This is a genomic window from Acinetobacter terrestris (assembly GCF_004331155.1).
GTDB classification, from domain to species: Bacteria; Pseudomonadota; Gammaproteobacteria; order Pseudomonadales; family Moraxellaceae; genus Acinetobacter; species Acinetobacter terrestris.
The window spans coordinates 81,814-107,020 of sequence record NZ_SJNZ01000004.1 but is presented as its reverse complement, the minus strand read 5'-3'; the positions used below and the strand labels follow the sequence as shown (position 1 = coordinate 107,020).

Sequence of the window (25,207 nt, the reverse complement as noted above, 5' to 3'; positions counted from 1 at the left end):
CTTTCTATCAATCCTGCTGGGCATGCTTTAATACGATGCTCGACATTTCAGTGCCACAATTCAGACATTTCACAAACTCTCCTTTCGCTTTTGAAAGGGGAATCAGTGGGATAAAAAATAAAGAAAAATAATTGCGCTGCTGTTTTAGTTCATAGGCACTTCTGCTTCTGCATACTGGACAAACAAACTGACTTTTCTCAACCACTTTGGTTTTAGGACCAATTCCAAAAATAAAAAACATAGACCAACCTCTATTTTTTGAAATTTAGCTTTTAGCTTAGCCCAGTTTTTAATTTATAAATAACTGCCTTCTAGTTCCTTTGTGTGGGGAATATGTTGTATATCCCATTGGGCAATGGCTTGCTTGAGCATGTGTGCTGGGGTGTCCAAATCAACTTCAGGCTGATGCAAAGCACGAATCGCTTGTTGTAAGAGTTCTGGTGCACGATTGAGATCAAGTGCTTGCGCCATGTTTTGTTTAGAGAGCTTTTGTCCCTGATCATTCATGGCAAGCGGCAGGTGCATATATTCAAGTTTGGGATAGCCCAGTATCGAACCGAGCCAGATTTGCCGTTCGGTGTTATCCAGCAGGTCGGCCCCGCGAACCACATGGGTCATGCCTTGTAGATAATCATCCACTACTACAGCCAGTTGATAGTTAATAATGCCATCGCGACGCTTGAGGACAAAATCTCCAAGGTCCTGCTGTAGATTGGAACAGTGTCTGCTTTGCAGACGGTCACTAAAGCAAATTTTCTGATCCGATACTTTGACACGAATGGCGTGATGCTCAAAAGGCAGATTTAAATCACGGCAAGTTCCGGCATAGATATGATTTGAACCCAACATTTTACGGGTACATTGACAGGCATAGACCAGATGGTTTTTATGGAGTTGATCGATTACTGCATCGTAGAGGTCTAAGCGGTCTTTTTGAAAGATGATGGCATCATCAGCTTCGAACTGAAATGCATCTATGCAGCGCAGAATATGATCTTCACTGCCGGGGTAAATACGCGGAATGTCGGTATCTTCAATCCGTACCAGCCATTTGCCCTGATGCGCATGTGCATCGCAATAACTGGCCACTGCGGTAATGAGTGAGCCAAAATGCAAAGGGCCGGTTGGCGATGGCGCAAACCGACCCACATAAGCCATCCTGTTATCCCCCTCCTGTATTAAAGGAGGGGGCGGGGAAGGATTATTAAGCATTAACTGTAATTAACCGTTATTTTGCTTCTCTTTGATTTCTGCTAAAGTTTTGCAGTCAATACAAAGGGTTGCAGTTGGACGTGCTTCAAGACGACGCAGGCCAATTTCAATACCACACGTTTCACAGAAACCGTAGTCATCGTTTTTAATCGCTTCAACTGATTGCTCAATCTTACGGATTAATTTACGTTCACGGTCACGGGTACGGAGTTCAATTGCAAACTCTTCTTCTTGTGTCGCACGGTCATTCACGTCAGGCAATGCAGTATTTTCATCCTGCATGGTATTTAAGGTACGGTCCACTTCAGACATCAGCTCTTCTTTCCATGCCAACAGAATTTGGCGGAAATGTTCAAGCTGTCCTTCGGACATGTATTCTTCATTTTTTTTCGGCTGATAAGGTGCAATACCAAATAAGCTAGCAGTAGAACCACTTTCTGACGCTTTTGGCTTTGTTTTACGCACGCGTTTTGTAGACTTTTCGTCTACAACATCAGTTTGTTCGTCCAAGACTTGATTTTGGTTGTCATTCGCCATATAGGGCATTCCTCATCATATACGCATTATCTATACGCAAAAAATATGGTGATATGCAAGTGTTTTTATCCAACCCTTAGGAGATTCTCCTTAGAGGGGCGTCATCATATAGACTTTTTGTGCTTTTTGATAGTCTTTGATGCTTGGATTCAATCTATCACGCTTCCTTTTGAAGCCATAAAGTAATAGAAAAAAAGCCAAATGAAAAGTTAATAACCTGAAATTTCGGTATTAATTTTTTTTTGCACCTTTTCAGTACGATAAATTTCAGTTTGTAACTCTCCATTTGCTTTCAAATGTAGTACACGAAACCCGGGTGCTTGCTCATCTAGCGCAAAATCATCACTTAAAGGTTTGAACTGGACACAGGTTGACGGGGTTGAAAAAAACTGAATATTTTTCCATTCATTCCAGGCATCCTGATGCACATGACCACTTATGACTGCTTTCACATTGGTGTGCTTGGCTAAAATATCGGTTAAATTTTCAGTGTTTTTCAGTTTGTGTTGATCGATCCATTTTGACTGCATATCGAAAGGATGATGATGACATGCAACAATCACATATTGCTGTTGGAATTTAGATAAGATTTGATCGAGTTGTTGTAGTTGTGCTTGCTCGATCCAGCCATCTGTTTTGCCAGCTACAGCGCTATTTAATAACACGATGCTCCATTTTCCAAAATGAATGGCATGCGCCTGATTTTGATTATGGTAAAAAGGAAAGATCTCAATATTGTCATGATTGCCGGGTATTTGATAAAACGGGATACCTAAACGCTGCATAAAGGCCAAATACCGGGTATAGGTTTCTTTTACCGGCACTTGTGCTAAGTCGCCAGTATGAATGATGGCATCCACATTCGGATATTGCTGCTGAATCTGCTTGATCACGGTATGAAAGCTATGTTCAGGATTCATATGCACAAATTCTAAATCTTCCTGATTCATCAAATGTGTATCTGAAATTTGAATAATGGTCCAGTCTTGCTGGGTTTCATGGCAATTGGATAAAGTCATGTCTGACTCCTTAGACATTCCTTGTCGTTTTAGTATGTTGTTGCAACCATTGCAATGCCATAATGACCGGTGCATTTCTTAATCGACCATTGCTGAGTAAATGGGTAACTTCACTGTAGTCAATCAGATGCAATTGAATATTTTCGCCTTCGTCCGGCATGCCAAAAACACCGCCTTGTTCAGGAAGATGAGCCTGTGCGCTGTATAAATGGAACAATTCCGAGCAGGCACCAGCAGAGGGATAAAAGCTAAATAAATGCTCCAACTCATCAATCTCACAACCCGATTCTTCTAGACTCTCACGGCGAATACAGCTTTCAGGGGATTCATCACCATCCAGCACACCGGCGATAATTTCCAGTTGCCAGGCTGAATCTGAATCATCCATTGCACCCACACGAAATTGTTCAATCAGGGCAAATTTTTGTTGGGCATCATCATAAATGAGTACCCCGGCAGCTTCAGGCCGATGAATCAGTTCACGCTGAAGGATAGGCGTGTATTCAGTTTGATTAAATAAACGATGCTGGAGACTGACTTTTTCAACCTGAATGAAGCCACGGAAAAGATATTCACGTGACTGGATTTTGACTTCTTCGCTGTTATATGTGGCTTGTCTAATAATATTCATATAGCTCAGTCAGGATGAAAAACAATCATTCATCCTAACTGAGAATTTTATGAAAATAAAAGATTTTTTTGTCAAATTACAGCTTGTGGTACAATTTTTGACCATGTTTCTGGTAGGTGGTTTTCATGCTTTCGAATCCCGCTGCGATCTCTGCATTCTGTTCTTGCGCAGGCTCCGCATTGCTTTGATTTTTAGCATAATCTCTCACATTTTGGGTGATTTTCATCGAACAGAACTTCGGTCCGCACATCGAACAGAAGTGCGCTGATTTATGCGCTTCCTTGGGCATGGTTTCATCATGCATGCTGCGTGCGGTATCCGGGTCAAGACTCAAGTTAAACTGGTCTTCCCAGCGGAATTCAAAACGCGCTTTGGATAAAGCATTGTCACGCACCTGTGAACCTGGATGACCTTTGGCCAGGTCGGCGGCATGCGCGGCAATTTTATAAGTGATGATGCCATCTTTAACATCTTTCTTGTTTGGCAAACCCAAATGCTCTTTCGGTGTGACATAACACAGCATGGCTGTGCCGTACCAGCCAATCATCGCTGCACCGATCGCCGAGGTAATATGGTCATAACCCGGAGCAATATCTGTCGTTAAAGGGCCGAGGGTATAGAACGGCGCTTCCTGACAGACTTCGAGTTGCAGATCCATATTTTCTTTAATCATATGCATGGGCACATGACCCGGACCTTCAATCATTACTTGCACATCATGTTGCCATGCGCGGTGGGTCAGTTCACCTAAAGTACGCAGTTCACTAAATTGCGCTTCGTCATTGGCGTCCTGAATACAGCCCGGACGTAAGCCATCACCCAGACTGAACGATACGTCATAGGCTTTCATGATTTCACAGATGTCATCGAAATGGGTATAGAGGAAGTTTTCTTGATGATGGGCAAGGCACCACTGCGCCATGATCGATCCACCACGCGAGACAATACCGGTCAAACGATTTGCGGTAAGCGGAACATAGCGAAGCAATACACCGGCATGAATGGTGAAGTAATCCACGCCTTGTTCAGCTTGTTCAATCAAGGTGTCTTTAAAGATTTCCCAGGTTAAATCTTCGGCCACACCATCAACTTTTTCCAGGGCTTGATAGATCGGAACCGTACCAATCGGAACAGGGGAGTTACGGATAATCCATTCCCGGGTTTCATGAATGTTTTTACCGGTTGATAAATCCATGATGGTGTCAGCGCCCCAACGGGTGGCCCAGGTCATTTTGGCCACTTCTTCATCAATGCTTGAACCGAGCGCCGAGTTACCAATATTGGCATTAATCTTGACCAAAAAGTTACGGCCAATAATCATCGGTTCTATTTCAGGATGGTTAATATTGGCTGGAATAATCGCACGGCCTTCAGCCACTTCCCGACGCACAAATTCAGGCGTAATTTCGTTTAGATTTTTTGCCCCGAAGTTTTGACCGACATGTTGACGTGCATCGACACCTTCAAGCTGGCGCTGATTTTCACGGATGGCGATATATTCCATTTCCGGGGTAATAATGCCCTGACGTGCATAATGCATTTGAGTGACATTTTTGCCTGCTTTGGCACGACGCGGCTTTTGAATATGCGCAAAACGAATTTCAGCCGTGCGAATATCTTTTAGGCGTTCCTGCCCGAATTTCGAGGTTAAAGTCTCTAGGCGTTCGGTATCTTGACGTTCTTCAATCCAGACTTCACGTACATTGGGCAAGCCTTTGTTCAGGTCAATGGCAAGGTTCGGGTCGGTATATACACCTGAAGTGTCATAAACCAGAATATCCGGATTCTGTTCGCCACCTAAACCGGTCGGGGTATCGGTCAGTTCAATGGCACGCATCGGAACTTGAATATCGGCCCGGGAACCTTGGATATAGACTTTTTTCGAAGCGGGTAAAATGCGGGTGAGATCTTTAGCATCTTGCTCGTGTTGAGCAGAAATATCTGTTGCAGATAGATTCGTTAACTGGTTCATTGCAATGATCCTTATGAATGACATCAACGAATCAAGCACGACCAAAAACGTGGCGAATTTATCTGGTTTAATTCATGAAAGAAATCAACAAACAGATAAATTGGGGGCTTAGGTTTCTAGATGCTTGATTCCTACGCAGGTCTTAACCTGATCAGGTTCAACGGTACTCGTGCTTAAGTTCTTTACAGAAAGAACTGACACAATCTCAGCGAGCAATTACTCGCGCTCCGTCAAGCGATGGACAAATATTAACACGCCCAAGCACTAAAAATCATTCACATTAAATATCGCTTTTATAGGTTTCTATGAACGTTTAATTTAAGGCAAGGATTAAAGACATACCGCGTCACTAAAACAATCACGTGTTTTGGACAGGCTTAAAGTCTGCAAACCTAAATACTGCTCTAACTGTTTTATGGTGCGCTGATTTTCAGACAGCGACTGTTGTTCTTTAGGGCTTAACTGAAGTGGAATTTCTTTTGAGCGCTGCTGTTCGGATAATTGTATAAATTGCAGAAATTTTGTCGCCTGAAGCGCTAAATATGAATTTTTGACCTGCGCCAATTTTTCAATTTCATCTATCGAACTGCTTTGGATAGCATATTGATCGATATAAGTGTCAGAGACAGGCGAGTCGTTCAAGCCTTTAAATAAAAACAGGGTATACATCTGCAATAGATACTCTGCATCTTTACGATAGCTGCTTTTAGGATGCTGATTTAAATATTCTTCCCAAAATAGGGCACGGGTTGCAATCTCGTGCGGCTCAATCATTAAAGTATCTTCAACAAAGACCGGCATCATATTCTGTGTGGCCAGATTTTCGATAAACACCTGTTCTGCTCGCGGCATATAGGGTGCAAAAATTTTGGCTAAATATTCTGGGCTACGGCGATAATTGACCCGGCCTTTGCCTGCATCAAACAGCTCGATATAGGCTTGTCCCTTATGTTTTAATAAATATTGATCGCGTAAAGTCAGTTGTTCAAAATGGCTTTGCTGAATGGTTGGATGCTGTGATAAATCAAAAGCATAGGCTTCAAAAGCCACTTGTTGTGGCGGTGTTCTGTCTACGGTTAAGAAGTTGTTATACATTTGAGTAGACAGTGCTAACAAATGTTGCTGTTCAGCAAATGTAGACAGCGGTAGGCATAATTTTAAATCTTGATTGATCTGTTCTAATGCAAAAGTGGTACGTTCGGCATTAATTTCCGCCATATTCTTTTCAATATTTTTACATAATAACGATAAATCCACCGTTTCATCTTGCTGTGATTGTTTTTGTACCTGTTCTGGCATAGGCTGAGGTTCAGGTTTTTGACACCCGAGCAAAAGCATAAAAATGGCCAAAGGAAGGCATTGCTTTACAGCGAAATTTTTTTTGAAAGGCACAGTCATTCGATATCTGGATACATGCGGCAATGATTTCAGGGGAGTGCGGCTATTTTATCGCTGAAACGGATTTTGTCTGTGTAGTATTGTGAAGGAGTTTAGTTACGCGGTGTGATCATTGACTAGCAATTTATAGATGAATCGATATAGCATGGGTGGATTGTAAAAATTAATAAAAATCATACGGAAAATTAAGGAGATCATTCTAATATTGCATAGTTTCTTTTGAAATATGCGTGTTTGCAGATGGTCTGGTACGGTGCAGGGATTTAGCATAAAAAATGAATATAAAAATAGTCATCAGTGCATGTGTTTTACTTGTAAGTCCATGCAGCTATGCTTTGGATTTGGTTGAGGCTTATCAACGTGCAAAAACGACAGATCCAAACTGGCAAGCCAATCTTTTACAGTATGAGGCGGATCAATTAAACCTGGGGATTGCGAAAGGAAATTTGCTTCCCACCATAACTGTTTCTGGAAATGTCACGCGTAAAAGCCAAGAAGCGAATCAGGCCAGTGTTCCAAATTTTCCTGCAGACGCATTTAGTGCATCTTCCTCCACCACTCAACAAATTGCCATGACTGCACGGCAACCGATTTTCCGTTGGGATGCCTGGGAAGGTTTAAAGCAGGTCAAAACTTCAGTCAGTTTGAGTGAAGTCAATTTACAATTACAACGCCAGGAACATATTTTAAATGTCTCTGAAGCTTATTTTAATGTGTTGCGTCAACAGAGTTTAACCACGGCAAATTTACAAGAAGAAAAGGCCTTGCTGGAACAGCTGAATTTGATGAATGCAAAACTGCGCGAAGGTCTGGTTGCAAAAAGTGATGTCAGTGAAGCCAATGCACAATATGAAAGTGCACGGGCCAATCGTATTGCAACTCACGTACAGTTGATTTTAGCACAAGAGCAACTGGCACAAATTATTGGACCCTATCGTGAAAATCTGGCGGTACTCAGAGACGACTTTCAATTTCAGAAACCGTATCCTGCCGACTTGGAGGCATGGACCGCTTTAGCGATGAGCCAGAATCTTTCCATTCAGCAAGCGCGTATACAACAGCATTATGCAGAAGACCAGAAACGTGTTGAACAAGCCGCTTTATATCCCCAAATTGAGGCGGTGGGTACGTATGGTTATGCCAAGCAATCTCCACAAAATGTCATCTCGAGTGATGGTCAGTTTGATCAGATTGGTGTGGAGATGAACTGGAATGTGTATAACGGTGGACGCACGCAAAAATCGATTCAGAAAGCTGCGGTGAATGTGAAAAAAAGTGAAGCTCAGCTCGATGCAGCAATTCGTAAAGCCAATACCGATGTGAAAAAGTCCTATATGCAGGTAGAAACCGATCAAGCCAAATTGCAAGCGCGTAAAGCGGCAATGGATTCATCCAATGTCGTGTCGCAAGCCTCCAAAGCCCAGTATCAGGAAGGCTTGAAAACCATGGTGGATGTGTTGTTGGCGCAACGAAATGCTTTTGCTGCCAAGCAAGATTACTTGAATGCACAATATGATTATGTAATGAATGTACTACGCCTAAAAGCCTCGGTTGGAAAATTAACAGAACGGGATATTGAAGAAATGAATGCCTGGCTGATGGATAAAACCGCCGAACAGGCAAGCTAAACATTTGGATTTTTGTCATCAAAGTTTCATCTTAGATGTGATTTAATATTGAACAAGATTTTTCATCCTAAAATCGCTGTTGTGGAGTAAGCCCCTTGCCAAATAATCCGGTGTTGAATCACCATATTTCTTCGCAATTTAATGAAGAATTGCAGGATGTAAATACCAAGTTTATGACCATGGGCGGTTTAGTTGAACAACAAGTTGCCAATGGTATTCGTGCTTTACTGGACACCGATGCAAGCCTGGCGATTGATGTGCAATTCCAGGACAATATCGTCAACCGTTTAGAGACGGAAATTGATGAAGCCTTAACCCTGATTTTGGCGCGCCGTCACCCGGCTGCCATTGATTTGCGTATGGTGATTGCCATGTCTAAAGCCAATACCGATTTAGAGCGTATTGGTGATGAAGCGGCGAAAATTGCCCGTATTGCCCAGAATTTGTGTGAAGAAGGCAATTCACCACGCGGCTATATGGAAACCCGTCATATTGGCAATCAGGTACGGGTCATGATTCATGATGCCTTGGATGCCTTTGCACGTTTAGATGTCGACCAGGCTTTACGCGTGTTACTTGCCGATGCTGACATTGACCGTGAATATCAATCTGCAACACGCACCTTAATGACCTATATGATTGAAGATCCGCGTCATATTTCCCGGGTGATTAATGTGTTATGGGTACTGCGCTCTTTAGAACGGATTGGTGATCATGCGCGCAATATTTCTGAACAAGTGATTTATATGGTTAAGGGTTTGGATGTGCGTCATACCAGTGTTGAAGAAATTGAAGAAAAAGTTCAGCGTTAAGCACTGCAGGATTTAAATAAAAAACCTCCAAACTGGAGGTTTTTTATTAAGCGAGAAAAAGGACTAACTATTTATTAAGCGAGAAAAAGGACTAACTATGCGTTTCTTCCTCGGGATCTTCTTCAAAGGTTTTTGCAATCTTTTCAATGTTTAGGCTCTTGGCCATGGCATCAAAAATTTCTTTATACACGCCTTCTTGATGATAAAGCGCATCATGTTCGCCGTGTTCGGCAATGCAACCTTCTTTCATCACATAGGTATAATCGGCATCAATAATTTGCGACAAACTGTGTGAAATCATAATCACGGTTCGGCCTTGCTTGATTTGATCCAGACTTTGCTTGATTTGTTCCGAAGCAATCGCATCCAGACTGGCCGTCGGTTCATCCAGAAAAATAATCGGTGGATTTTTCAAGAACATTCGGGCAAGCGCAATCCGTTGTTGTTGACCGCCTGAAAGCATCAGGGCATCTGCATCATACGCATGTGGAAGCTGTAAAATCTGTTCATGAATCGAGGCTTTTTGGGCCGCAGTTATGACATCTTCGATAGTGGCATCGGTTTTACCATAGCGAATATTTTCAAAAATAGAACCTTGGAAAATATGATTTTTTTGCAACACCAGCCCAATATGATCACGTAGATATTGCGTGTCGATGTCTTCCAGATTGATGCCATCAAGTTGAATCTGTCCCGATGCAGGCTGATAGAATTTATCCAGCAAACTGATCAATGTCGATTTTCCGGCACCGGATAAACCGACCAAAGCCGTGATTTTGTTCGGCTGAATCACCATATTGATGTTCTTTAAAGCATGATGGCCATTGGGATAATAAAATTCGACATTTTTAAGTTCAAACTTGCCGGTGACTGCCGGTTTTTGTGCACCACTCGGCTCAATTTCATGATCGGCTTCCAGAATTTTAAAGAAGCTTTCCGAGTAAATCATCGCATCATTGACTTCATCATAAATACGATGCAGCGAGCGAATCGGGGCTGAAACGTTATTGAACAACAGCACATGGTACATAATCATGCCGATACTCATTTGCCCATCGAGTACGAAATACGCCGTTAAAATGATGATCAACACAATACCAATCTGTTCGATAAAGGTTTTTAAGCCATCAAATAAAAAACTGGTTTGACGGGTCTGCATCTGATTGTCGGTCAGTTCTTTTTGTAGCTTGAGCTGTTTGTCGGATTCAATCGATTCGCGATTAAAGGATTTAATCACGGTAATTGAGTTGATAATGCTTAAGATGCCTTGGCTCTTTTTTTCACGGCCATCACGCAGGTTACGTCGCCATCCACCCAGTTTTTGCGCTTGTTTAAAGGTCAGCCAGAAATAAATCGGCACAATACTTAAGGCCACCAGTCCGACATAAAAATTGGCATAGAACATCAGGCCAAGCGCTACAATTGCACTAGTAAATAACGGTAAAATATCAATAAAGAAGATTTGCACCAGACGCGTTAGCGAACCAATCCCACGGTCGATCCGGGTTTGTAATTTACCGGCCTGGTTGTTGTCTTCATTAAAAAAAGCCAGTCGATAGGTCAGAAATTTTTCAATGATGCCCTGGGCCAAATCCTGCGAGACAAAAATTCGCAGCTTTTCGCCATAAAATTTTTGTCCAAATTGCACAAAGGCATTGATGACTTCCTTACCCAGTAAAATGGCAGAGATGGTGATCAGGATATGCCAGCCTTCAGAGAGTCCTAGACCGGCTTCAATCAGGCGATTAATGTTATCAACCGCATATTGCAAAGTCAGTGCATTAACCTGTGCAGTGAAGGAACCAATCAAGGTTAAAATCAGCGTTGCGATGACCAATAAGCGATAGGGACGCACAAAAGGTCGAAGTTTTTGAAATAAGTGCCATAAATTCATATGCAATTTTTTTATTGTTCAGCTTGATTTGAGTCTAAGCCTGATTTTCTGATGTCACAAGCGCATACAATGTTTTGAATTGTGAGCGGAAATAATCCGCTAAAATAAAAGTGAATTTTACATTTATTTTAGACTCTGTATTTTTGACCATGAACCTTGAATTGTTTGCACCGGAAGCTCAAGCCAATCTGTTGCCTTGCGACGGGATTGTAGAAGATTATGGCCTGATCTTAAGGCCTGAGCAGAGTGAAAAATATTTGCAGTATTTTTTAGCCAATTTGGCCTGGCAACATGATCAGGTATTTTTATTTGGCCAGCATCATATTACCAAGCGCCAAGTGGCCTGGTACGGCGATGAAAATTACCAATATCACTATTCAGGCACCTTTAAGCAGGCACATGTGTGGAATCCGGCATTATTTCGTCTAAAACAGCATATCGAAAAACTGGTCGGGCATCGTTTTAATTCATGTTTGGCAAATCTGTATGAGGAGGGCACTCAGGGTCTGGGCTGGCATAGTGATGATGAGGCGACACTGATCTCCGATACCGGACAAGAAACGGTCATTGCTTCTTTGAGTTTGGGGGCAACACGTAAGTTTAGCTTCAAGCATAAAAACCAAGCTACAAAAGTCGATCTGCTTTTACACAGTGGACAGTTGATTGTGATGCGAGGCCAGACACAGCAGCACTGGAAGCACGCCTTAATGAAATCGACCAGAATATACGAGCCGCGAATTAATCTAACTTTCCGTTATTTTTTCTAAAGTGCTGTATTTGGCAGGCTAAAAATAAAGGCAAAAAAAAGCTCATGCATAGGCACAAGCTTTTCTCTGAGGATGTCGCTCAAATTGTCATGGAATACAATGGGCCACATGAAGAACAATAATCATATTATGAGAATAAGTTTGATATTACAATATTAAAACCGCTTTTATTTCGCATAAATTGATATTTGATTGAATCTGAGCGAAATTTTAAAGCTCATCATCTCTCGATAATTCAGCAAATTTTTTCTCAATAAGGGCTGCATTTTCTTGCAAAATTTCCACCAGTTTCTGAAAATTAATAAACTCAAAGCGATTTCTAGAGCCCAATAAGGTCAAAGCCAAAGGCGGTTCTTTGCTGGAAAATTTTACCGGGATAGAAAGACTGGCCAGATTCGGATCAACTTCTCCATTGGAAAAATAATAGCCCTGCTTTTTAATCTGTTTCATCTGCAACAAAAATTCTTCTTCGCTATGCGCAAATCCAACCTCAGCCAATTCAGGCACAAAACGCTGGTAATAATCTAAAATGCGCTGTTTGGGCAAATGCGCCAGAATGACTTTGGCAGAAGAACCTTTATAGATCGGGCGAGGGCAACCACGGCCATAAATCAGCGTGGTCATGTCTTTATACAGTTCATGATGAATATCAATACATGAATCATAATTCAGATGGGTGAGCAGACAGCCGAATTCGGTACGTTCCACAATTTGCTGCATGAATGGAATACTAATTTGCACCAAAGGATCGGTGGTACGGGAAATATAGTCCAGTACTGCAATTTTAGAACCCAGGGTATAGTCACCTGACGTGCCACTTAAGCGCTGCAATAATTCTGAGGATACCAGTTCCTTCAAATACCGGTAACTGGTGGGTTTAGACAGTCCTAATTCCTCACTAATGATATCGACATTAATGATAGGGCGAGACACCGAAAACAGATCCAAAACGGTGAGAATCTTACCAAAACTAGAAATTGCCATAAGTACCCGCTTGGTCAAAGCATATAAAAAGAAAAAGTAACTCGCATTACTTTATAACAAAAAATTAGCCAGAGCAGAGCTTTTGTTGCAGGCAATGCGGTATTTGTCAGCATTTAAAAATATTTTATATCCAGCATGAGAAATCTAATGACAAAGGCTTAATTATCTTTTATTAATTTTGGTCATATTATCATAATGAGATATTATTATTGACTTACGATGGTTTTTTTGAAAAAATACCCAAAATAAATATCTAATGATGAATTTTTAGCCCGGATGGGTTGACTGTTTTTCCTATTTTATTTCGCATAAAGAACCTGATGCGAAAATTTCTCCATTCATTTTGAATGACGATCATTTCTGATGGCATGTTTAGTCATGTCTATTTTTTACACGATGTGTCTTTAAGATATTTCGTGCACTTGAGTGGTCGTCAAAAAATCTGTGGAGTGAAGCGTTAAACCAGAATCTGAGATCAATCCATGCTGCTCACCAAACAATTGCTCGCATTTCGTCCAAACAGAATGGACTGGATTTTTGCGACTAAAACTTTTGTGGCAGGCATGTTGGCACTTTATATCGCATTTTCTTTGAATCTGGCTTATCCGATTTGGGCGATTGGTACAGTGTTCGTGATTGCCAACCCCTACTCGGGCATGACCTCTTCAAAAAGTCTTTATCGGGTTTTGGGAACTTTATTGGGTGCAATCGTCTCAATTGCAGTGACCCCGCTTTTGATCAATACACCGTGGTTATTTACTTTTTTCCTGGCGGCTTGGGTGGGATTCTGCCTGTATATTTCACTGCTGGACCGAACCCCACGCAGTTATGTCTCTATGCTGGCGGGTTATACCACGGTCATTATTTGCTACAACATTATTTATTATGCCGATACGGTGTCCATCTTTGATATGGCAATTGGCCGTTTTCTGGAAATCACTGTTGGGGTGGTCTGCAGTGCGATTATCAGCACGACCATTTTTCCGATGCATATCGGGCCGGCTGTGCAAATCCGGGTTGCAAAGACTATTCAGGATACCAATGCATTATTTGACCAGATCTTGCTGGACCAGAAACAACTGCATCATTACAACCAGTTGTTGGGGGATATTACCCGAGATACCTCAGATATCCATGCGATGGCAGTGTATTTATCGTATGAGAAATCCAGCCTTCAGGGCATGACCAAACCGCTGCAGGAAATGCTGCATCAATTAACCGTATTGGTGGCAAACCTGGTGGCGATGTCGGAGCGCATGAAACAGCTCGATCAAATGGATCTGAGCTATCGTGCCCATCTAAAAGAGGTACATGGCCATATTGCCGAATTTCTAAAAGATGAGCATGAGATCAAACCACATGAACTCAATCTTTTACCGTCTCAGTTTGACTCTGATTTTGATGCTTTAGTGACATTGGCACGACCTGAACAAGCAGTCATTTTAAATGGCTTGAAAATGGATATTCGGCATTTTATTCAGAATGTCCGTGCGGTGAAACTGATTTGGCAGCGCATTCAGCAAGGCGATGATTCCCTGCCCGAAAGTATTGCCCCGTTAACCACCCGCTATCCGAGTTTGCATCGGGATCATGGTGTGGCGGTACGTGGAGGAGTTTCAGCATTTATAATTATCATGATTGCGACCGCATTCTGGATTTTAAGTGGCTGGAAAGCAGGATTCATGCTGGCAGAAATGGCCGCAATCACTGCTTGTATTTTGACTGCCATGGATAATCCGGTACCGGCATTGAAAATGTTTATCCGTGCCAACATATATGCGGCGGTGGTGGTGTTTATTTATGCCTACGGGATTTTTCCGCATGTCACCAGCTTTTGGGAACTGGGCTTGGTTCTTGCACCCTTCATCATCTTCTGCCTGATGTTATTTCCCCATCCGCCCTTAACCGGACTAGGTCTGCCTTTGTTGATGGGAACGGTGATGGGACTGAATTTTCAGAATACTTATGCGCTGGATCAGATTACATTTTTTGATGCCTCTATTGGGTCGCTTATTGGCCCGATAATTTCAGTTTATGTGATTCACCTGGTTCGGGCAATGTCTCCTGATATTACCGTGCAACGCATTTTGGCCATGCATTATAAAGCGCTCAGAAAAGCCTTGTATCTGTCTTATGGTGCAGAGTTTAAACGGCATTTGCGTAGCATGCTGGATCGGATTGGGGTGCTCAACAGTAAGGTCGCTGTTCAGTCGCAAAGTTTAAAACAAGAAATTCATTTGGCGCTAATTGAAACCAGTGCCGTGATTGACCTGACGCGACTGCAGGAGTTGATCAACAAACTGCCCGAGCAGGCAGCTATTGTATCTTCGATTGAAGATTTGCAGCAGTCGCTAGATGACTATTTCCGTGCCAAAGAAATGCAGCGAGCACATGCCGATATTTTACAGCATTTATTGCATAGCCTTGCCGTGGTTCAGGCTGCAACCGATGAGGTGGAAAATCCCGATGTCGCACAGCGCCTGAAGATTTCACTCAACAATATTCGCAGCAGTCTGTGTCATCAAGAGATAGAAAATCGGGCTGAACAGAACATTTTGGCAGGGAGCTAAGCATGGGCGAACTTAATCTTTATGGGGTCTATGTCCCGATCCTTTTAATTCAGAGCATTCTTGCGTATGTGCTGCTTAAAATCGTCATGATGGGAACTGATCGGCTGGTTGATCAGGGCTGGATCGCATGGCCGGGCATATTCAATTTGTGCCTGTATATTGTGCTGCTTTTTCTGGTGCATTGGCTGTTTATTCTGTATGCCATCTAATCAACATCGCTATTTCCCAAATTGAAATGAATGAGGTAAACCTGAAATGACATCCTTTGATCTACGCAAAATAATCCGACCGATTGTTTTGCTGGTGGTGGCGCTCCTCGCGATTTTCGCCATTATTCATATCTGGAACTATTACAATTCCGAACCATGGACGCGTGATGGGCGGGTACGCGGTGATGTGATTCAGGTGTCTTCGGATGTTTCGGGTCTGGTAACTGAGGTCTTGGTACAAGATAACCAGAGCGTTAAAAAAGGGCAGGTGCTGTTTAAAATTGATGTCGCCCGTCAAGCTATTGATGTCGAGCATGCCAGATCTGATTTAGCCAAAGCCAAAGCCGGTTTAGCTGCAGCCGAAGCAGAGTTGGCGCAAGCTCAAGCCAATGTGGTGAAGTCTGAAGCAAATATTAACTGGGCAGATAAAAATGCCAATCGTTATTCCAACCTGATGGATGGCGCGATTTCCAAACAAGAACAGGAGCAGATGTTTGCAACTCGTGATCAGTCGCATGCAGAACATGAACAAATGCTTGCAGCTATTGCACAGGCCAAGGCCAACATCGTGCAGCAGAAAGCGCTCATTGAAGTGGCGACCAGTAATCTGCATCTGACCCAACTGAATCTGAATCGCTCTGAAGTGGTTGCACCTGCCGATGGCACCTTATCCAATTTTGAACTGCAGCAAGGCAATTATGTCAAAGTGGGGCAAGCGGTTGCAGCACTGGTCAACCGTCAGCAGCTATATATTGTGGGGTATTTTGAAGAAACCAAGTTGAATAAAATTTATGTGGGTGCGCCTGCAAGCATTCAAATGATGGGTGATTCCGAAAAGTTAAAAGGTCATGTACAGGGGATTGCTTCAGGGATTGAAGACCGTGAACGCACCTCGACCTCTGGACTGCTGGCCAATGTAAATCCAACTTTTAGCTGGGTGCGTTTGGCACAGCGCGTGCCGGTGAAAATTGTACTGGATGAAATGCCGAAAAATGAATTGGCTTTTGTGGCAGGGCGTACTGCAACCATTCATATTGAAAAATCCGCCCAGTAATGGCGTTTATCTTTATTGAACTCGTCTTAGAATCTAAGCCATTAAAAAAGCCATTCAGTTTTGAATGGCTTTTTTGAATTAATGCAGTTTACAACATTAAGGCGTAAGCCCTTCAGGATTGCGATACCAGCTTTCAATAAAAAGCGCAGCCGCAACACTATCTGCAGACAGTTTTTTTGCACGGCCTTGGGCTTGATAATGACCCAGTTCATCCCGTGCTTCACGGGTGGTTAAACGCTCATCCACCATCAAGGTTTCAATATTGGTCTGATGACGCAAACGGCGGGCAAACTTGCGTGAACGTGCCGAAAGTTCAGATTCGCTATCATCCATATTCAGCGGCAGACCGACTAAAAATAAGCTCGGTTGATACTGTTTCACAATTTTCAGTAACTCATCCCAGTTGGGAATCCCATCTTTCATCGGAAACAGGGCCAGGGGATTGGCACTTTCAATCAGTGATTGACCGACCGCCATGCCCATTTTCTGTGTACCAAAATCGAATGCCATAATCAGTTGAGGTTGTGATAAATCAGGCATGTCCAATCTCTGATGAAAGCCAATTGCGGTCTACGCCCATTTTTTTATAGGCAGCATCCCAGCGGTCGTCATAAGGTAAGTTAAAAATTAAATCCATATCTGAATCACAGATGAGCCAGTCGCCACGTGCCAGTTCTTTTTCAAGCTGGTTTTTGCCCCAACTCGCATAACCCAAGGCAATTTGATAACGTCCAACACCTTCGTTATGTGCAATGGCATCTAAAATATCTTTAGATGTAGTGATGCAGACATTTTCACCCACCGCAATGGATGAATGCCAGGTCGGCTGACCGGTATGCAGCACAAAGCCTGCTTCCGGACGTAACGGCCCACCCTGTAATACCTCGTGGGGATTGACATTATCCGCTTCAATTTCCAAGTCATTCAATAACTCTTTGATTGAAAGACCAGAAGGGCGGTTAATGATAATGCCTTGAGCGCCATCTTCATCATGTCGTGCCAAATAAATAACCGTATTGGCAAAAAAATCATCGGCTGAATCAGGAGGTGCAATCAGACAGCGATGTGTCAGATACTGTTTAGTCATCTAAGCCATTCCCCCCTTAAAGTCAAAAAATCTGATTAAATTAATAATAATGCTTTTATAAGCAACTTACTCAACTAATTGAGTTTCACCCATCATTTTTTGTGATCTACCTTACAACCTTATACCTGATGAAACTTAAGCTGGCGTAATTGCTTGGCATGTTGCAGGGTCGTATCATTAATTTCGACACCGCCGGTCATGCGCGCCAGCTCATCAATCCGTTGTTCTTCGCTCAGGTCAATAATGGTACTACTTGCAGGATCCGTTTGGCGTTTCTTCACCAGCAAGTGTTGATCGGATTGTGCCGCCACTTGGGCCTGATGGGTAATACATAAAATTTGTACATGCTGGGCTAAATCTGCCAGCAAGCGTCCGACCATTTCTGCGGTACCGCCACTGATCCCGACATCAATTTCATCGAACACCAAAACTTCAGATTCAGTTTTTTCTGCATTCATCACCTGCATGACCAGCGCAATACGTGACAGTTCTCCACCGGATGCAACACGTGCCAAGGGTTGTGCTGGAATGCCTTTGTTTGCAGTAAACATCAGTTGAATAAAGCTAAGTCCTTCCGATGACGCCTGTTCCAAAGGTTCAAACCTGAATTCAAAATAGGCTTCAGGTAATGCCAGTTGTTTTACCTGTTCTGTCAATTTTTTAGCCAAAGGACTTGCTGCTTCACGGCGAATCTGATCGAGGTGTTGGGCCTTGGCTAAAAAGTCTTGATGCGACAATTCTACCTGTTCAGCTAAAGTCTCAGGATCTTCCAGCTGATGCAGCTGTTCAAGTTCAGCCTGCCAGACCTCATATTCTTCCTTCAATGTTTCAGGTTGGCTACGGTATTTACGTGCTAAACGGTGAAAGATTTCCAGTTGCGAATTGAGCTCTTCCATACGTTCAGGATCAAAACTTTGACGGTCAATAAATAGATGTAAATTTGCCGTCGCATCAGCAAGCTCACTTTGCGCATTTACTAATGAATTGTAAATTTCTGCGAGTTGCTCACTTCGACCGGCATGCGTTTCAAGGCGGCGAATGATTGAAGAGACTTCCTGGGTGATATTGGGTTCTGCTTCATCCAGCGCATTTAAACTATAGCTACAATCCAGCATAATATGTTCATGATGGCTTAAACGGTCGAACTCTTGCTCAATCTCTTTATAGTCAATGTGAGTAATTTCTTCGAGTTCTTCAAGCTGTAATTCCAAGGTTTCGATCCGTTGTTTACGGGTCGCTTGCGCATCCAAGGCAGCCTGATGCTGGCGAATATCTTTTTGCCAGCTGCTATAGGCATCACGGACATCTTGTGCAGGCTGATAAAAGTTGTTGTAACGGTCTAGCCAGTGCTTGGGATAAGGATGTTCCAGTAATTGTTGCTGACTGTGCTGACTATACAGTTGCACCAGTAAACGACCAAGTTCTTTCAGTTCAGCCAAGCTGCTTGGGCGACCGTTAATCCAGGCTTTACTGCGGCCCGTGGCAAAAATCACCCGTCTCAAATGAATCTCGCCAGATTCATCATCCAACTCGTGTGCTTTCAGCCATTCAGCTTCGGGACTTTGTTCTTTATAACTAAAAACGGCGGTAACATCGGCTTTATCGGAGCCAAAACGGACGTAATTGGTATCGGTGCGCTCACCCAAACAGGCAGACAGGGCATCCAGTAATAAAGATTTACCCGCACCTGTCTCGCCGGTCAGGACATTGAAACCGGGTTCAATATCAATGGCTAAATGATCGGCTAAAGCAAAGTTGATCAGAGTTAAGTGTGTCAGCATAAACGCATCCGAGCTGCGAAAAGTTTTAATCTAAGATAGTGAAATTTTGTTTTGGTCACAAGCCAGCTTTTATTTTAAGATGACGTAAAACATCACTATTTTACCTGATATTCAAGATGAAAATACCTTTTACCCAAGATACGCTATAAAAACAACATCTGCTGCAATTGAATTCACTATTACTACGCTATCGGTTACAGCTAGCCGAACATGCCAGAAGGTAGTCTAACGCAGATCAACCTATGTCCGTCATATTCAAATAATCTACGTGTTTTTATCTGTATAGGTGGTTAATTTCAGAAATATTTTTATGCTGCGCTATTTTTCATTCTATTGAAACCATGCTTCAGGATGATAGGAAAATGACTAAATATCTGTCGAGGCACATCATTGATCGGTATTTATCAGAAAGTCTTTAGGGCTGAGGTTTAAATACTGAACTCAGCCAGCCAACCCAGCTTTGGATGAATAGAAAATTGTTGGGTTGATAGTCATTGTTTTGGTACAAGATTTGCTACTTGGAAAAGTAGATAGACCTTTAGTCGATGAAGTACAAAAACTTATTTGTGCTTCTGCTAAGGTTGATTTAGACTCTCGCAAACTCGTGTTAAATCTTGCTTTTATTGATGCAGGAAAATAACTGCAACAATTTGTAAAATATTGATTTAGCCGTATGAAACACCGATTGATTAGTTGAATGCAGCTCTTTAAACTACATCAATCAAAAATTATAAATGCGCATTATCTGGAGAATACGCATGTCAAATCAGTTTGATCATGTTTCTGTTATCAAAAAATCGAATGTTTATTTCGGCGGTTCATGTATTAGTCATACCGTGCAATTCGAAGATGGCACAAAAAAGACTTTAGGGGTGATTTTACCAACTGAACAGGCACTGACTTTCGAAACGCATGTCCCTGAACGTATGGAAATTATTTCAGGCGAATGTCGTGTGCAAATCGCGGATAAAATCGAGAGTGAATTGTTCCGTGCAGGACAGTCTTTTTATGTCCCAGGCAATAGCCGTTTTAAAATCGAGACTGATGAAGTCCTGGATTATGTTTGCCATTTAGAAGGCTAGGCATAAGTCGGATTAAGGCAAAGAAATTTTAGCCTGAATCAGTTAAACTAGATTTAAGCATCAATCCTGTAAAGTCAGCTTTGCAGGATTTTTCTTTTTTGCATTGTATACACACATTTTAGAGGCCGTTCATGGCAAAAACCGAATATTTTTATGGCGTTCACTCAGTGGAGTCATTACTTGAGCTTGAGCCAGAGCGTGTACTTACTTTATTTACACTAAAAGGTCGTGACGATCAGCGTTTAAAAAACGTCTTGGCTTTGGCAGATCCTTTTGGCATCAGTGTGCAACAGGCTAGTCGTGAAAAACTGGAAAAATTGGCAGGTCAGCCTTTTCATCAGGGTGTGGTTGCCGCTGTTCGTCCTCATCCAACCCTGAATGAACAGGATCTGGATGATTTACTGAAACAAAATCCTCAAGTGCTGTTGTTGGCTTTAGACCAGGTTACTGATCCACATAATCTGGGGGCGTGTATCCGTACCGCAGCCGCAATGGGTGTTGAAGCGGTAATTGTGTCGCGTGACCGTTCTGCAAGCTTAACCCCGACAGCACGTAAAATTGCTGCAGGCGGCGCAGAGAAAGTGAAGTTTATTCAAGTGACCAATCTTGCACGTACCTTGAGTAACATCAAAGATGAATTCAATGTACGGGTTGTCGGCACCATGCTGGATGAGAAAGCTTTACCGGTGCAACAGTTTGATTTTACCGGAACAGGTGTGTGTGTAGTAATGGGCGCTGAAGATACAGGCTTACGTCCAATTACTCAGTCACAGTGCGATCAAACGGTTTACATTCCTATGGCAGGCAACTTGCAAAGTTTAAATGTCAGTGTGGCAACCGGTATGGCTTTATATGAAGCTTGCCGTCAACGTAATGTGTAGTTTTATTATCTAAATTTAAAAGTTGTTGTTTATGTCTCCCCGGTCCCAAGGTTATCTCTATGTCGCCATTACCATGTGTATCTGGGGGGGATTTACCATTACGTCCCGCTTAAATGCACAGTGGGGAATTAGCGCTTGGGATATCACGGCTTTACGTTTCGCTCTGGCATTCTGTATTTTAATGCCGATCCTGATCTATAAAAAAGACCTGGCCTTTTTATGGAAAAAAGAGCCCTTTCTTTTGGCGATGATTGGTGGGGTCGGATACTGTTTGACTTCATACAGCGCATTTCACTATGTGCCTGCAGCCCATGCAGCCATCTTTCTAAATGGCTGTCTTCCTCTATGTACAGCGCTTGCCGCATTTTTTCTGTTTAAACAGTCTTTTGATAAACATACCTGGATCAGCCTGATCATTATGCTTGCTGCAATCAGTGCAATGAGCTTCTTAATGTATCAGGAAACAGGTATCGCCTTTAGTTTTGGCGACCTGCTGTTTTTGTTGAGCGCAATCTGGTGGGGGGTATTTACCGTATTACTCCGTCAATGGAAGCTTTCTGCATGGCATTCCATGGCCGGTGTCGCAATCTGGTCTGCAATCGTTTATGTGCCGATTTATTTAATATTTTTACCAAAAAATTTAACTGAACCTGAGCCGGTGCATTTACTGATGCAGGTGATTTTTCACGGCATTTTTGTGGTGATTGTGGCGACACTGACTTATGTGGAAGCCATTAAGCGTTTAGGTGCATTTAAGACTGGCAGTATTGTGACTTTGGCGCCTTTTATGGCAGCAGTTCTCGCTGTACCGCTATTAGGTGAACCCTTAAGTCTGGCGATTATTTGTGGCTTGATCGGTATGGCGATTGGCGCTTTGCAACCATGGCGCTGGATCATGCATAAAGACAGTTTGCAGCAGCGACTGGATCAACAAAAAAAGCAGTCTTAATCGACTGCTTTTTTTTGCTTGCTGCGTTGTAAATAAGTATTATGCAGCGGCTTTAAATGACTGTATAAATGGTCAAGATGTCCATCATTCAGCACGATATCATTGGCTAGGCTGCGTTTCTTTTGACGTGGCATTTGTGCCTGAATAATCTTCTGAATTTGTTCAATCGATTGTCCATCACGTTGGCTGGCGCGCTGAATTTGTAACTCTTCAGTCGCATCAATGAGCAAGCTATGATCAGTCAATTCATGTTGATTGGTTTCAAATAGCAGTGGAGAAACCAGAATGACATAAGGGCTGGTTGCAGCTTTAAGTTGTTGAATAATCGACTGGCGAATCGCTGGATGGGTGATGCTTTCCAGTACTTTGCGTGCGTTCGGATCTTTAAAAATATGTTCACGTAAAGCACGGCGATTCAGTTCTCCATTGTCTAAAAGCACCCAACCCCCAAAAGCTGCGTGAATTTGCTTCAACGCCGGCTGTCCTTTTTCTACAATCTCGCGTGCCACAATATCGGCATCCACAACGGTGATTCCTTGGGCTTCAAACCATGTACTCGCTGCAGATTTTCCGCTACCAATACCACCTGTTAAACCCAAGATAAAAGTCATGTACTCACCTAAAAATTATTGCCCTAAATAGACTTTCATAATCTGCTCACCCCAAATAAACGCAATCCAGCCCGCAATGGCAATATAAGGACCAAAAGCAAAAGGCTGGTTTTCTTTACGTATTTTCAGCAGAATAATGCCAATAATTGCGCCTACCATGGATGAAAGTAGCACAATCAAAGGCAGCATTAAAGGACCCATCCAGGCACCTAAAGCAGCGAGAAGTTTGAAATCTCCATAGCCCATACCTTCCTTACCGGTGATGATTTTAAACAGGTAATACACAATCCAGAGACACAAGAAGCCAATAATATAGCCCCAGATTGCAGAGGTAGGAGAGATATAGATGGCGTAGCTATTAATACCCAGACCCAGTGCTGCTAAGGTGAGGGTATAACGATCCGGTAGAAGCTGGGTATCAAAGTCAATAAAGGTCAGTGTAATAAGGATCCAAGTCAACAGCAAACCAAAGAGCATTTGTAGGGTTGGACCAAATACTGCAACGATCACCAATGAACATACGGCAGTGAGCAGTTCAATCAGTGGATAACGCATGCTGATTGGATTTTGGCATGAACCGCATTTACCGCGTAAAGCAAGCCAACTGATGACAGGAATATTTTGATACCAGCGAATTTCAGTTTGGCATTGAGGGCACGTAGATGCAGGATTACTTAGGGTAAGTTTAGACTCATCAATGATCGGCTGTTCAGGATGCAAAAACAGTTGGCAATCGCTACGCCATTCTTGCTCCATCATCTTGGGTGTGCGGTAGATGACGACATTCAGAAAACTGCCAATACAGAGACTAAAAAGCCCAACTGCAAGATAAAGTGCAGTTGGGTTATTAATAAAATAAGAGATAAATTCTTGCATTAAACGACAGAACCCATTTGGAAGATTGGGAGGTACATGGCGATCACTAGACCACCGACAAGGACGCCAAGTACAGCCATAATTAACGGCTCCATCATTGAAGTTAGGCCGTCGACGGCATTATCGACTTCATTTTCAAAATGGGTGGCTACTTTATCCAGCATGCTGTCTAGCGCACCTGATTCTTCACCAATTGCGACCATTTGTACGGCCATGGATGGGAATCTGTTGGTTACACGCATGGCAAATTGCAGTTGTTGACCTGTGGCAACATCATCGCGAATTTTCATGACCGCTTCTTCATAGACGCAGTTGTTGGTTGCACCAGCGGTAGACTCTAATGCATCAATCAGGGGTACACCGGCAGCAAAGGTGGTCGCTAAAGTTCGACTATAACGCGCGATAATGGCTTTATAAACCAAGTCACCAAAAATAGGCGCTTTGAGTGCTGCTTTATCGAGGAAATCACGGAATTTTTTACTGCGTTTTTTTGCTTCCAGAAAACCTGCAATCATGGCGCCAATGGCAATAATCAGAACGAACCAGTATTTCTGCATCCATTCAGACATATTCACCACCATTTTTGTGAATGCGGGTAAGTCTGCACCAAATGAACTAAACAAATCTTGGAATACGGGAACCACTTTCACCATCAAGATAATTGTGACCACTAGGGCAACCACAATCACAGCCATAGGATATTTCATGGCTTTTTTAATTTTTTGTTTTAAAAGTTCACTTTTTTCTTTATAGATTGCGACCCGGTCAAGCATGGTTTCCAATGCACCGGACTGTTCACCGGACTCAACCAGTGAACAAAAAAGATTGTCAAAATGTTGAGGGTATTTTTTAAGGGCGCCTGCAAAGGTATTACCGCCTTCAACTTCACCTTTAATGCCGAGCACCACTTCACGCATAGATGGATTTTCAAGTCCTTCAGCAACAATTTCAAAGCTTTGCACCAAAGGTACACCAGCTTTCATCATGGTAGCGAGTTGGCGGGTGAAAATGGTGATATCGAGTGTAGATACCTTTTTTTTCATTAAGCCTTCGAGAATATTTTTTCTCTTTTCCCGAATCGTCTTAATGGTAATTCCTTGCTTGCGTAAGGTCACTTTGGCAAGTGCCATATTACGTGCAGGTAATTCTCCTTTAAGTTTTTCCCCTTTACGATCAACCCCTTCATAACTGAAGGTTGGCATCATCTGTGCTTTTTTGACAGCCATGAATTTATCCTTATTTTTAAATGCTTG

24 protein-coding genes and 1 riboswitch are annotated in these 25,207 nt (G+C 42.7%); of the genes, 9 read left to right on the top strand and 15 right to left on the bottom strand.

The features are described 5' to 3' along the window. Nucleotides 1–7: 7 nt before the first annotated feature. From E0H81_RS03860 to E0H81_RS03830, 7 genes are all read right to left on the bottom strand, one after another. A complete protein-coding gene (locus E0H81_RS03860; protein ID WP_131316670.1) occupies nucleotides 8–241 on the bottom strand; it encodes a zinc-ribbon domain-containing protein in 234 nt (77 codons plus the stop codon). 53 nt (nucleotides 242–294) lie between these two features. Then, nucleotides 295–1,212, bottom strand: a complete 918-nt coding sequence (gene gluQRS / locus E0H81_RS03855) for a tRNA glutamyl-Q(34) synthetase GluQRS (RefSeq protein WP_171458567.1) — start codon at nucleotides 1,210–1,212, stop codon at nucleotides 295–297. A gap of 9 nt (nucleotides 1,213–1,221) precedes the next feature. Further along, nucleotides 1,222–1,749, bottom strand: a complete 528-nt coding sequence (gene dksA / locus E0H81_RS03850; RefSeq protein ID WP_067866069.1) for an RNA polymerase-binding protein DksA — start codon at nucleotides 1,747–1,749, stop codon at nucleotides 1,222–1,224. Nucleotides 1,750–1,958: 209 nt separating this feature from the next. Continuing rightward, the gene (cpdA, locus tag E0H81_RS03845) at nucleotides 1,959–2,768 is read right to left on the bottom strand and encodes a 3',5'-cyclic-AMP phosphodiesterase (RefSeq protein ID WP_131316666.1); all 810 of its coding nucleotides are present in this window, start codon (nucleotides 2,766–2,768) and stop codon (nucleotides 1,959–1,961) included. A 10-nt stretch (nucleotides 2,769–2,778) separates the two neighbouring features. Then, entirely contained in the window at nucleotides 2,779–3,399 is a 621-nt protein-coding gene (locus E0H81_RS03840) for an NUDIX domain-containing protein (protein WP_131316664.1), read from the bottom strand. 76 nt (nucleotides 3,400–3,475) lie between these two features. Next, a complete protein-coding gene (gene thiC / locus E0H81_RS03835; RefSeq protein ID WP_131316662.1) occupies nucleotides 3,476–5,371 on the bottom strand; it encodes a phosphomethylpyrimidine synthase ThiC in 1,896 nt (631 codons plus the stop codon). Between the two features lie 111 nt (nucleotides 5,372–5,482). After that, a riboswitch (TPP riboswitch) is annotated at nucleotides 5,483–5,611 on the bottom strand. A gap of 90 nt (nucleotides 5,612–5,701) precedes the next feature. Next, nucleotides 5,702–6,769 (bottom strand): hypothetical protein, encoded by a 1,068-nt coding sequence (locus tag E0H81_RS03830; protein WP_378235529.1) that lies wholly within the window; start codon nucleotides 6,767–6,769, stop codon nucleotides 5,702–5,704. Nucleotides 6,770–7,044: 275 nt separating this feature from the next. Here E0H81_RS03830 and abuO point away from each other — a divergent pair, with 275 nt between their 5' ends. Further along, the gene (gene abuO, locus E0H81_RS03825) at nucleotides 7,045–8,397 is read left to right on the top strand and encodes a multidrug efflux outer membrane protein AbuO (protein ID WP_131316657.1); all 1,353 of its coding nucleotides are present in this window, start codon (nucleotides 7,045–7,047) and stop codon (nucleotides 8,395–8,397) included. A gap of 95 nt (nucleotides 8,398–8,492) precedes the next feature. Beyond that, on the top strand, nucleotides 8,493–9,209 hold the full coding sequence (gene phoU, locus E0H81_RS03820) for a phosphate signaling complex protein PhoU (RefSeq protein WP_131316655.1): 717 nt from the start codon (nucleotides 8,493–8,495) through the stop codon (nucleotides 9,207–9,209). Between the two features lie 91 nt (nucleotides 9,210–9,300). Here the strand turns inward: phoU and E0H81_RS03815 are convergent, their stop codons facing one another. Next, a complete protein-coding gene (locus E0H81_RS03815) occupies nucleotides 9,301–11,103 on the bottom strand; it encodes an ABC transporter ATP-binding protein (RefSeq protein ID WP_131316653.1) in 1,803 nt (600 codons plus the stop codon). Between the two features lie 149 nt (nucleotides 11,104–11,252). Here E0H81_RS03815 and E0H81_RS03810 point away from each other — a divergent pair, with 149 nt between their 5' ends. Next, entirely contained in the window at nucleotides 11,253–11,870 is a 618-nt protein-coding gene (locus E0H81_RS03810) for an alpha-ketoglutarate-dependent dioxygenase AlkB family protein (RefSeq protein WP_131316651.1), read from the top strand. A gap of 210 nt (nucleotides 11,871–12,080) precedes the next feature. Here the strand turns inward: E0H81_RS03810 and E0H81_RS03805 are convergent, their stop codons facing one another. Continuing rightward, nucleotides 12,081–12,854: an IclR family transcriptional regulator gene (locus E0H81_RS03805; RefSeq protein WP_131316649.1), complete on the bottom strand. Its 774-nt coding sequence runs from the start codon at nucleotides 12,852–12,854 to the stop codon at nucleotides 12,081–12,083. A 482-nt stretch (nucleotides 12,855–13,336) separates the two neighbouring features. On the opposite strand from E0H81_RS03805, the gene E0H81_RS03800 reads away from it, so the two are divergent. From E0H81_RS03800 to E0H81_RS03790, 3 genes are read left to right on the top strand one after another with little or no spacing between them, the layout of a single operon-like run. After that, the gene (locus E0H81_RS03800; protein ID WP_131316647.1) at nucleotides 13,337–15,424 is read left to right on the top strand and encodes an FUSC family protein; all 2,088 of its coding nucleotides are present in this window, start codon (nucleotides 13,337–13,339) and stop codon (nucleotides 15,422–15,424) included. Nucleotides 15,425–15,426: 2 nt separating this feature from the next. Beyond that, a complete protein-coding gene (locus E0H81_RS03795; protein WP_131316644.1) occupies nucleotides 15,427–15,633 on the top strand; it encodes a DUF1656 domain-containing protein in 207 nt (68 codons plus the stop codon). A 46-nt stretch (nucleotides 15,634–15,679) separates the two neighbouring features. Continuing rightward, nucleotides 15,680–16,687, top strand: a complete 1,008-nt coding sequence (locus E0H81_RS03790) for an HlyD family secretion protein (protein WP_131316642.1) — start codon at nucleotides 15,680–15,682, stop codon at nucleotides 16,685–16,687. A gap of 96 nt (nucleotides 16,688–16,783) precedes the next feature. Here E0H81_RS03790 and ruvX read toward each other — a convergent pair whose 3' ends face one another. The 3 genes from ruvX to recN all read right to left on the bottom strand — a co-directional run bounded on the left by ruvX (nucleotide 16,784) and on the right by recN (nucleotide 19,555). Continuing rightward, nucleotides 16,784–17,227, bottom strand: a complete 444-nt coding sequence (gene ruvX, locus E0H81_RS03785; protein WP_131316640.1) for a Holliday junction resolvase RuvX — start codon at nucleotides 17,225–17,227, stop codon at nucleotides 16,784–16,786. Next, nucleotides 17,220–17,774 carry a YqgE/AlgH family protein gene (locus E0H81_RS03780; RefSeq protein ID WP_131316638.1) on the bottom strand — a complete coding sequence of 185 codons (555 nt, stop codon included), beginning with the start codon at nucleotides 17,772–17,774 and terminating at the stop codon, nucleotides 17,220–17,222. The genes ruvX and E0H81_RS03780 overlap by 8 nt, the downstream gene beginning before the upstream one ends. Before the next feature lie 119 nt (nucleotides 17,775–17,893). Then, entirely contained in the window at nucleotides 17,894–19,555 is a 1,662-nt protein-coding gene (recN, locus tag E0H81_RS03775) for a DNA repair protein RecN (protein WP_131316636.1), read from the bottom strand. Nucleotides 19,556–20,313: 758 nt separating this feature from the next. On the opposite strand from recN, the gene ppnP reads away from it, so the two are divergent. The 3 genes from ppnP to E0H81_RS03760 all read left to right on the top strand — a co-directional run bounded on the left by ppnP (nucleotide 20,314) and on the right by E0H81_RS03760 (nucleotide 22,467). Continuing rightward, nucleotides 20,314–20,637, top strand: coding sequence for a pyrimidine/purine nucleoside phosphorylase (gene ppnP, locus E0H81_RS03770; protein WP_067866108.1), 324 nt, complete (start codon nucleotides 20,314–20,316; stop codon nucleotides 20,635–20,637). 131 nt (nucleotides 20,638–20,768) lie between these two features. Then, nucleotides 20,769–21,518, top strand: a complete 750-nt coding sequence (gene rlmB, locus E0H81_RS03765) for a 23S rRNA (guanosine(2251)-2'-O)-methyltransferase RlmB (RefSeq protein WP_131316634.1) — start codon at nucleotides 20,769–20,771, stop codon at nucleotides 21,516–21,518. A 31-nt stretch (nucleotides 21,519–21,549) separates the two neighbouring features. Then, nucleotides 21,550–22,467, top strand: coding sequence for a DMT family transporter (locus tag E0H81_RS03760; RefSeq protein WP_131316632.1), 918 nt, complete (start codon nucleotides 21,550–21,552; stop codon nucleotides 22,465–22,467). Here E0H81_RS03760 and coaE read toward each other — a convergent pair. The 3 genes from coaE to E0H81_RS03745 are packed head-to-tail and all read right to left on the bottom strand — an operon-like array spanning nucleotide 22,464 to nucleotide 25,180. Next, a complete protein-coding gene (gene coaE / locus E0H81_RS03755; protein WP_131316630.1) occupies nucleotides 22,464–23,078 on the bottom strand; it encodes a dephospho-CoA kinase in 615 nt (204 codons plus the stop codon). The two genes, E0H81_RS03760 and coaE, sit on opposite strands and share 4 nt — an antisense overlap. A 15-nt stretch (nucleotides 23,079–23,093) precedes the next feature. Beyond that, the gene (locus E0H81_RS16310; RefSeq protein ID WP_131316628.1) at nucleotides 23,094–23,954 is read right to left on the bottom strand and encodes a prepilin peptidase; all 861 of its coding nucleotides are present in this window, start codon (nucleotides 23,952–23,954) and stop codon (nucleotides 23,094–23,096) included. Beyond that, nucleotides 23,954–25,180: a type II secretion system F family protein gene (locus tag E0H81_RS03745; RefSeq protein WP_131316626.1), complete on the bottom strand. Its 1,227-nt coding sequence runs from the start codon at nucleotides 25,178–25,180 to the stop codon at nucleotides 23,954–23,956. The genes E0H81_RS16310 and E0H81_RS03745 overlap by 1 nt, the downstream gene beginning before the upstream one ends. Nucleotides 25,181–25,207 lie beyond the last annotated feature (27 nt).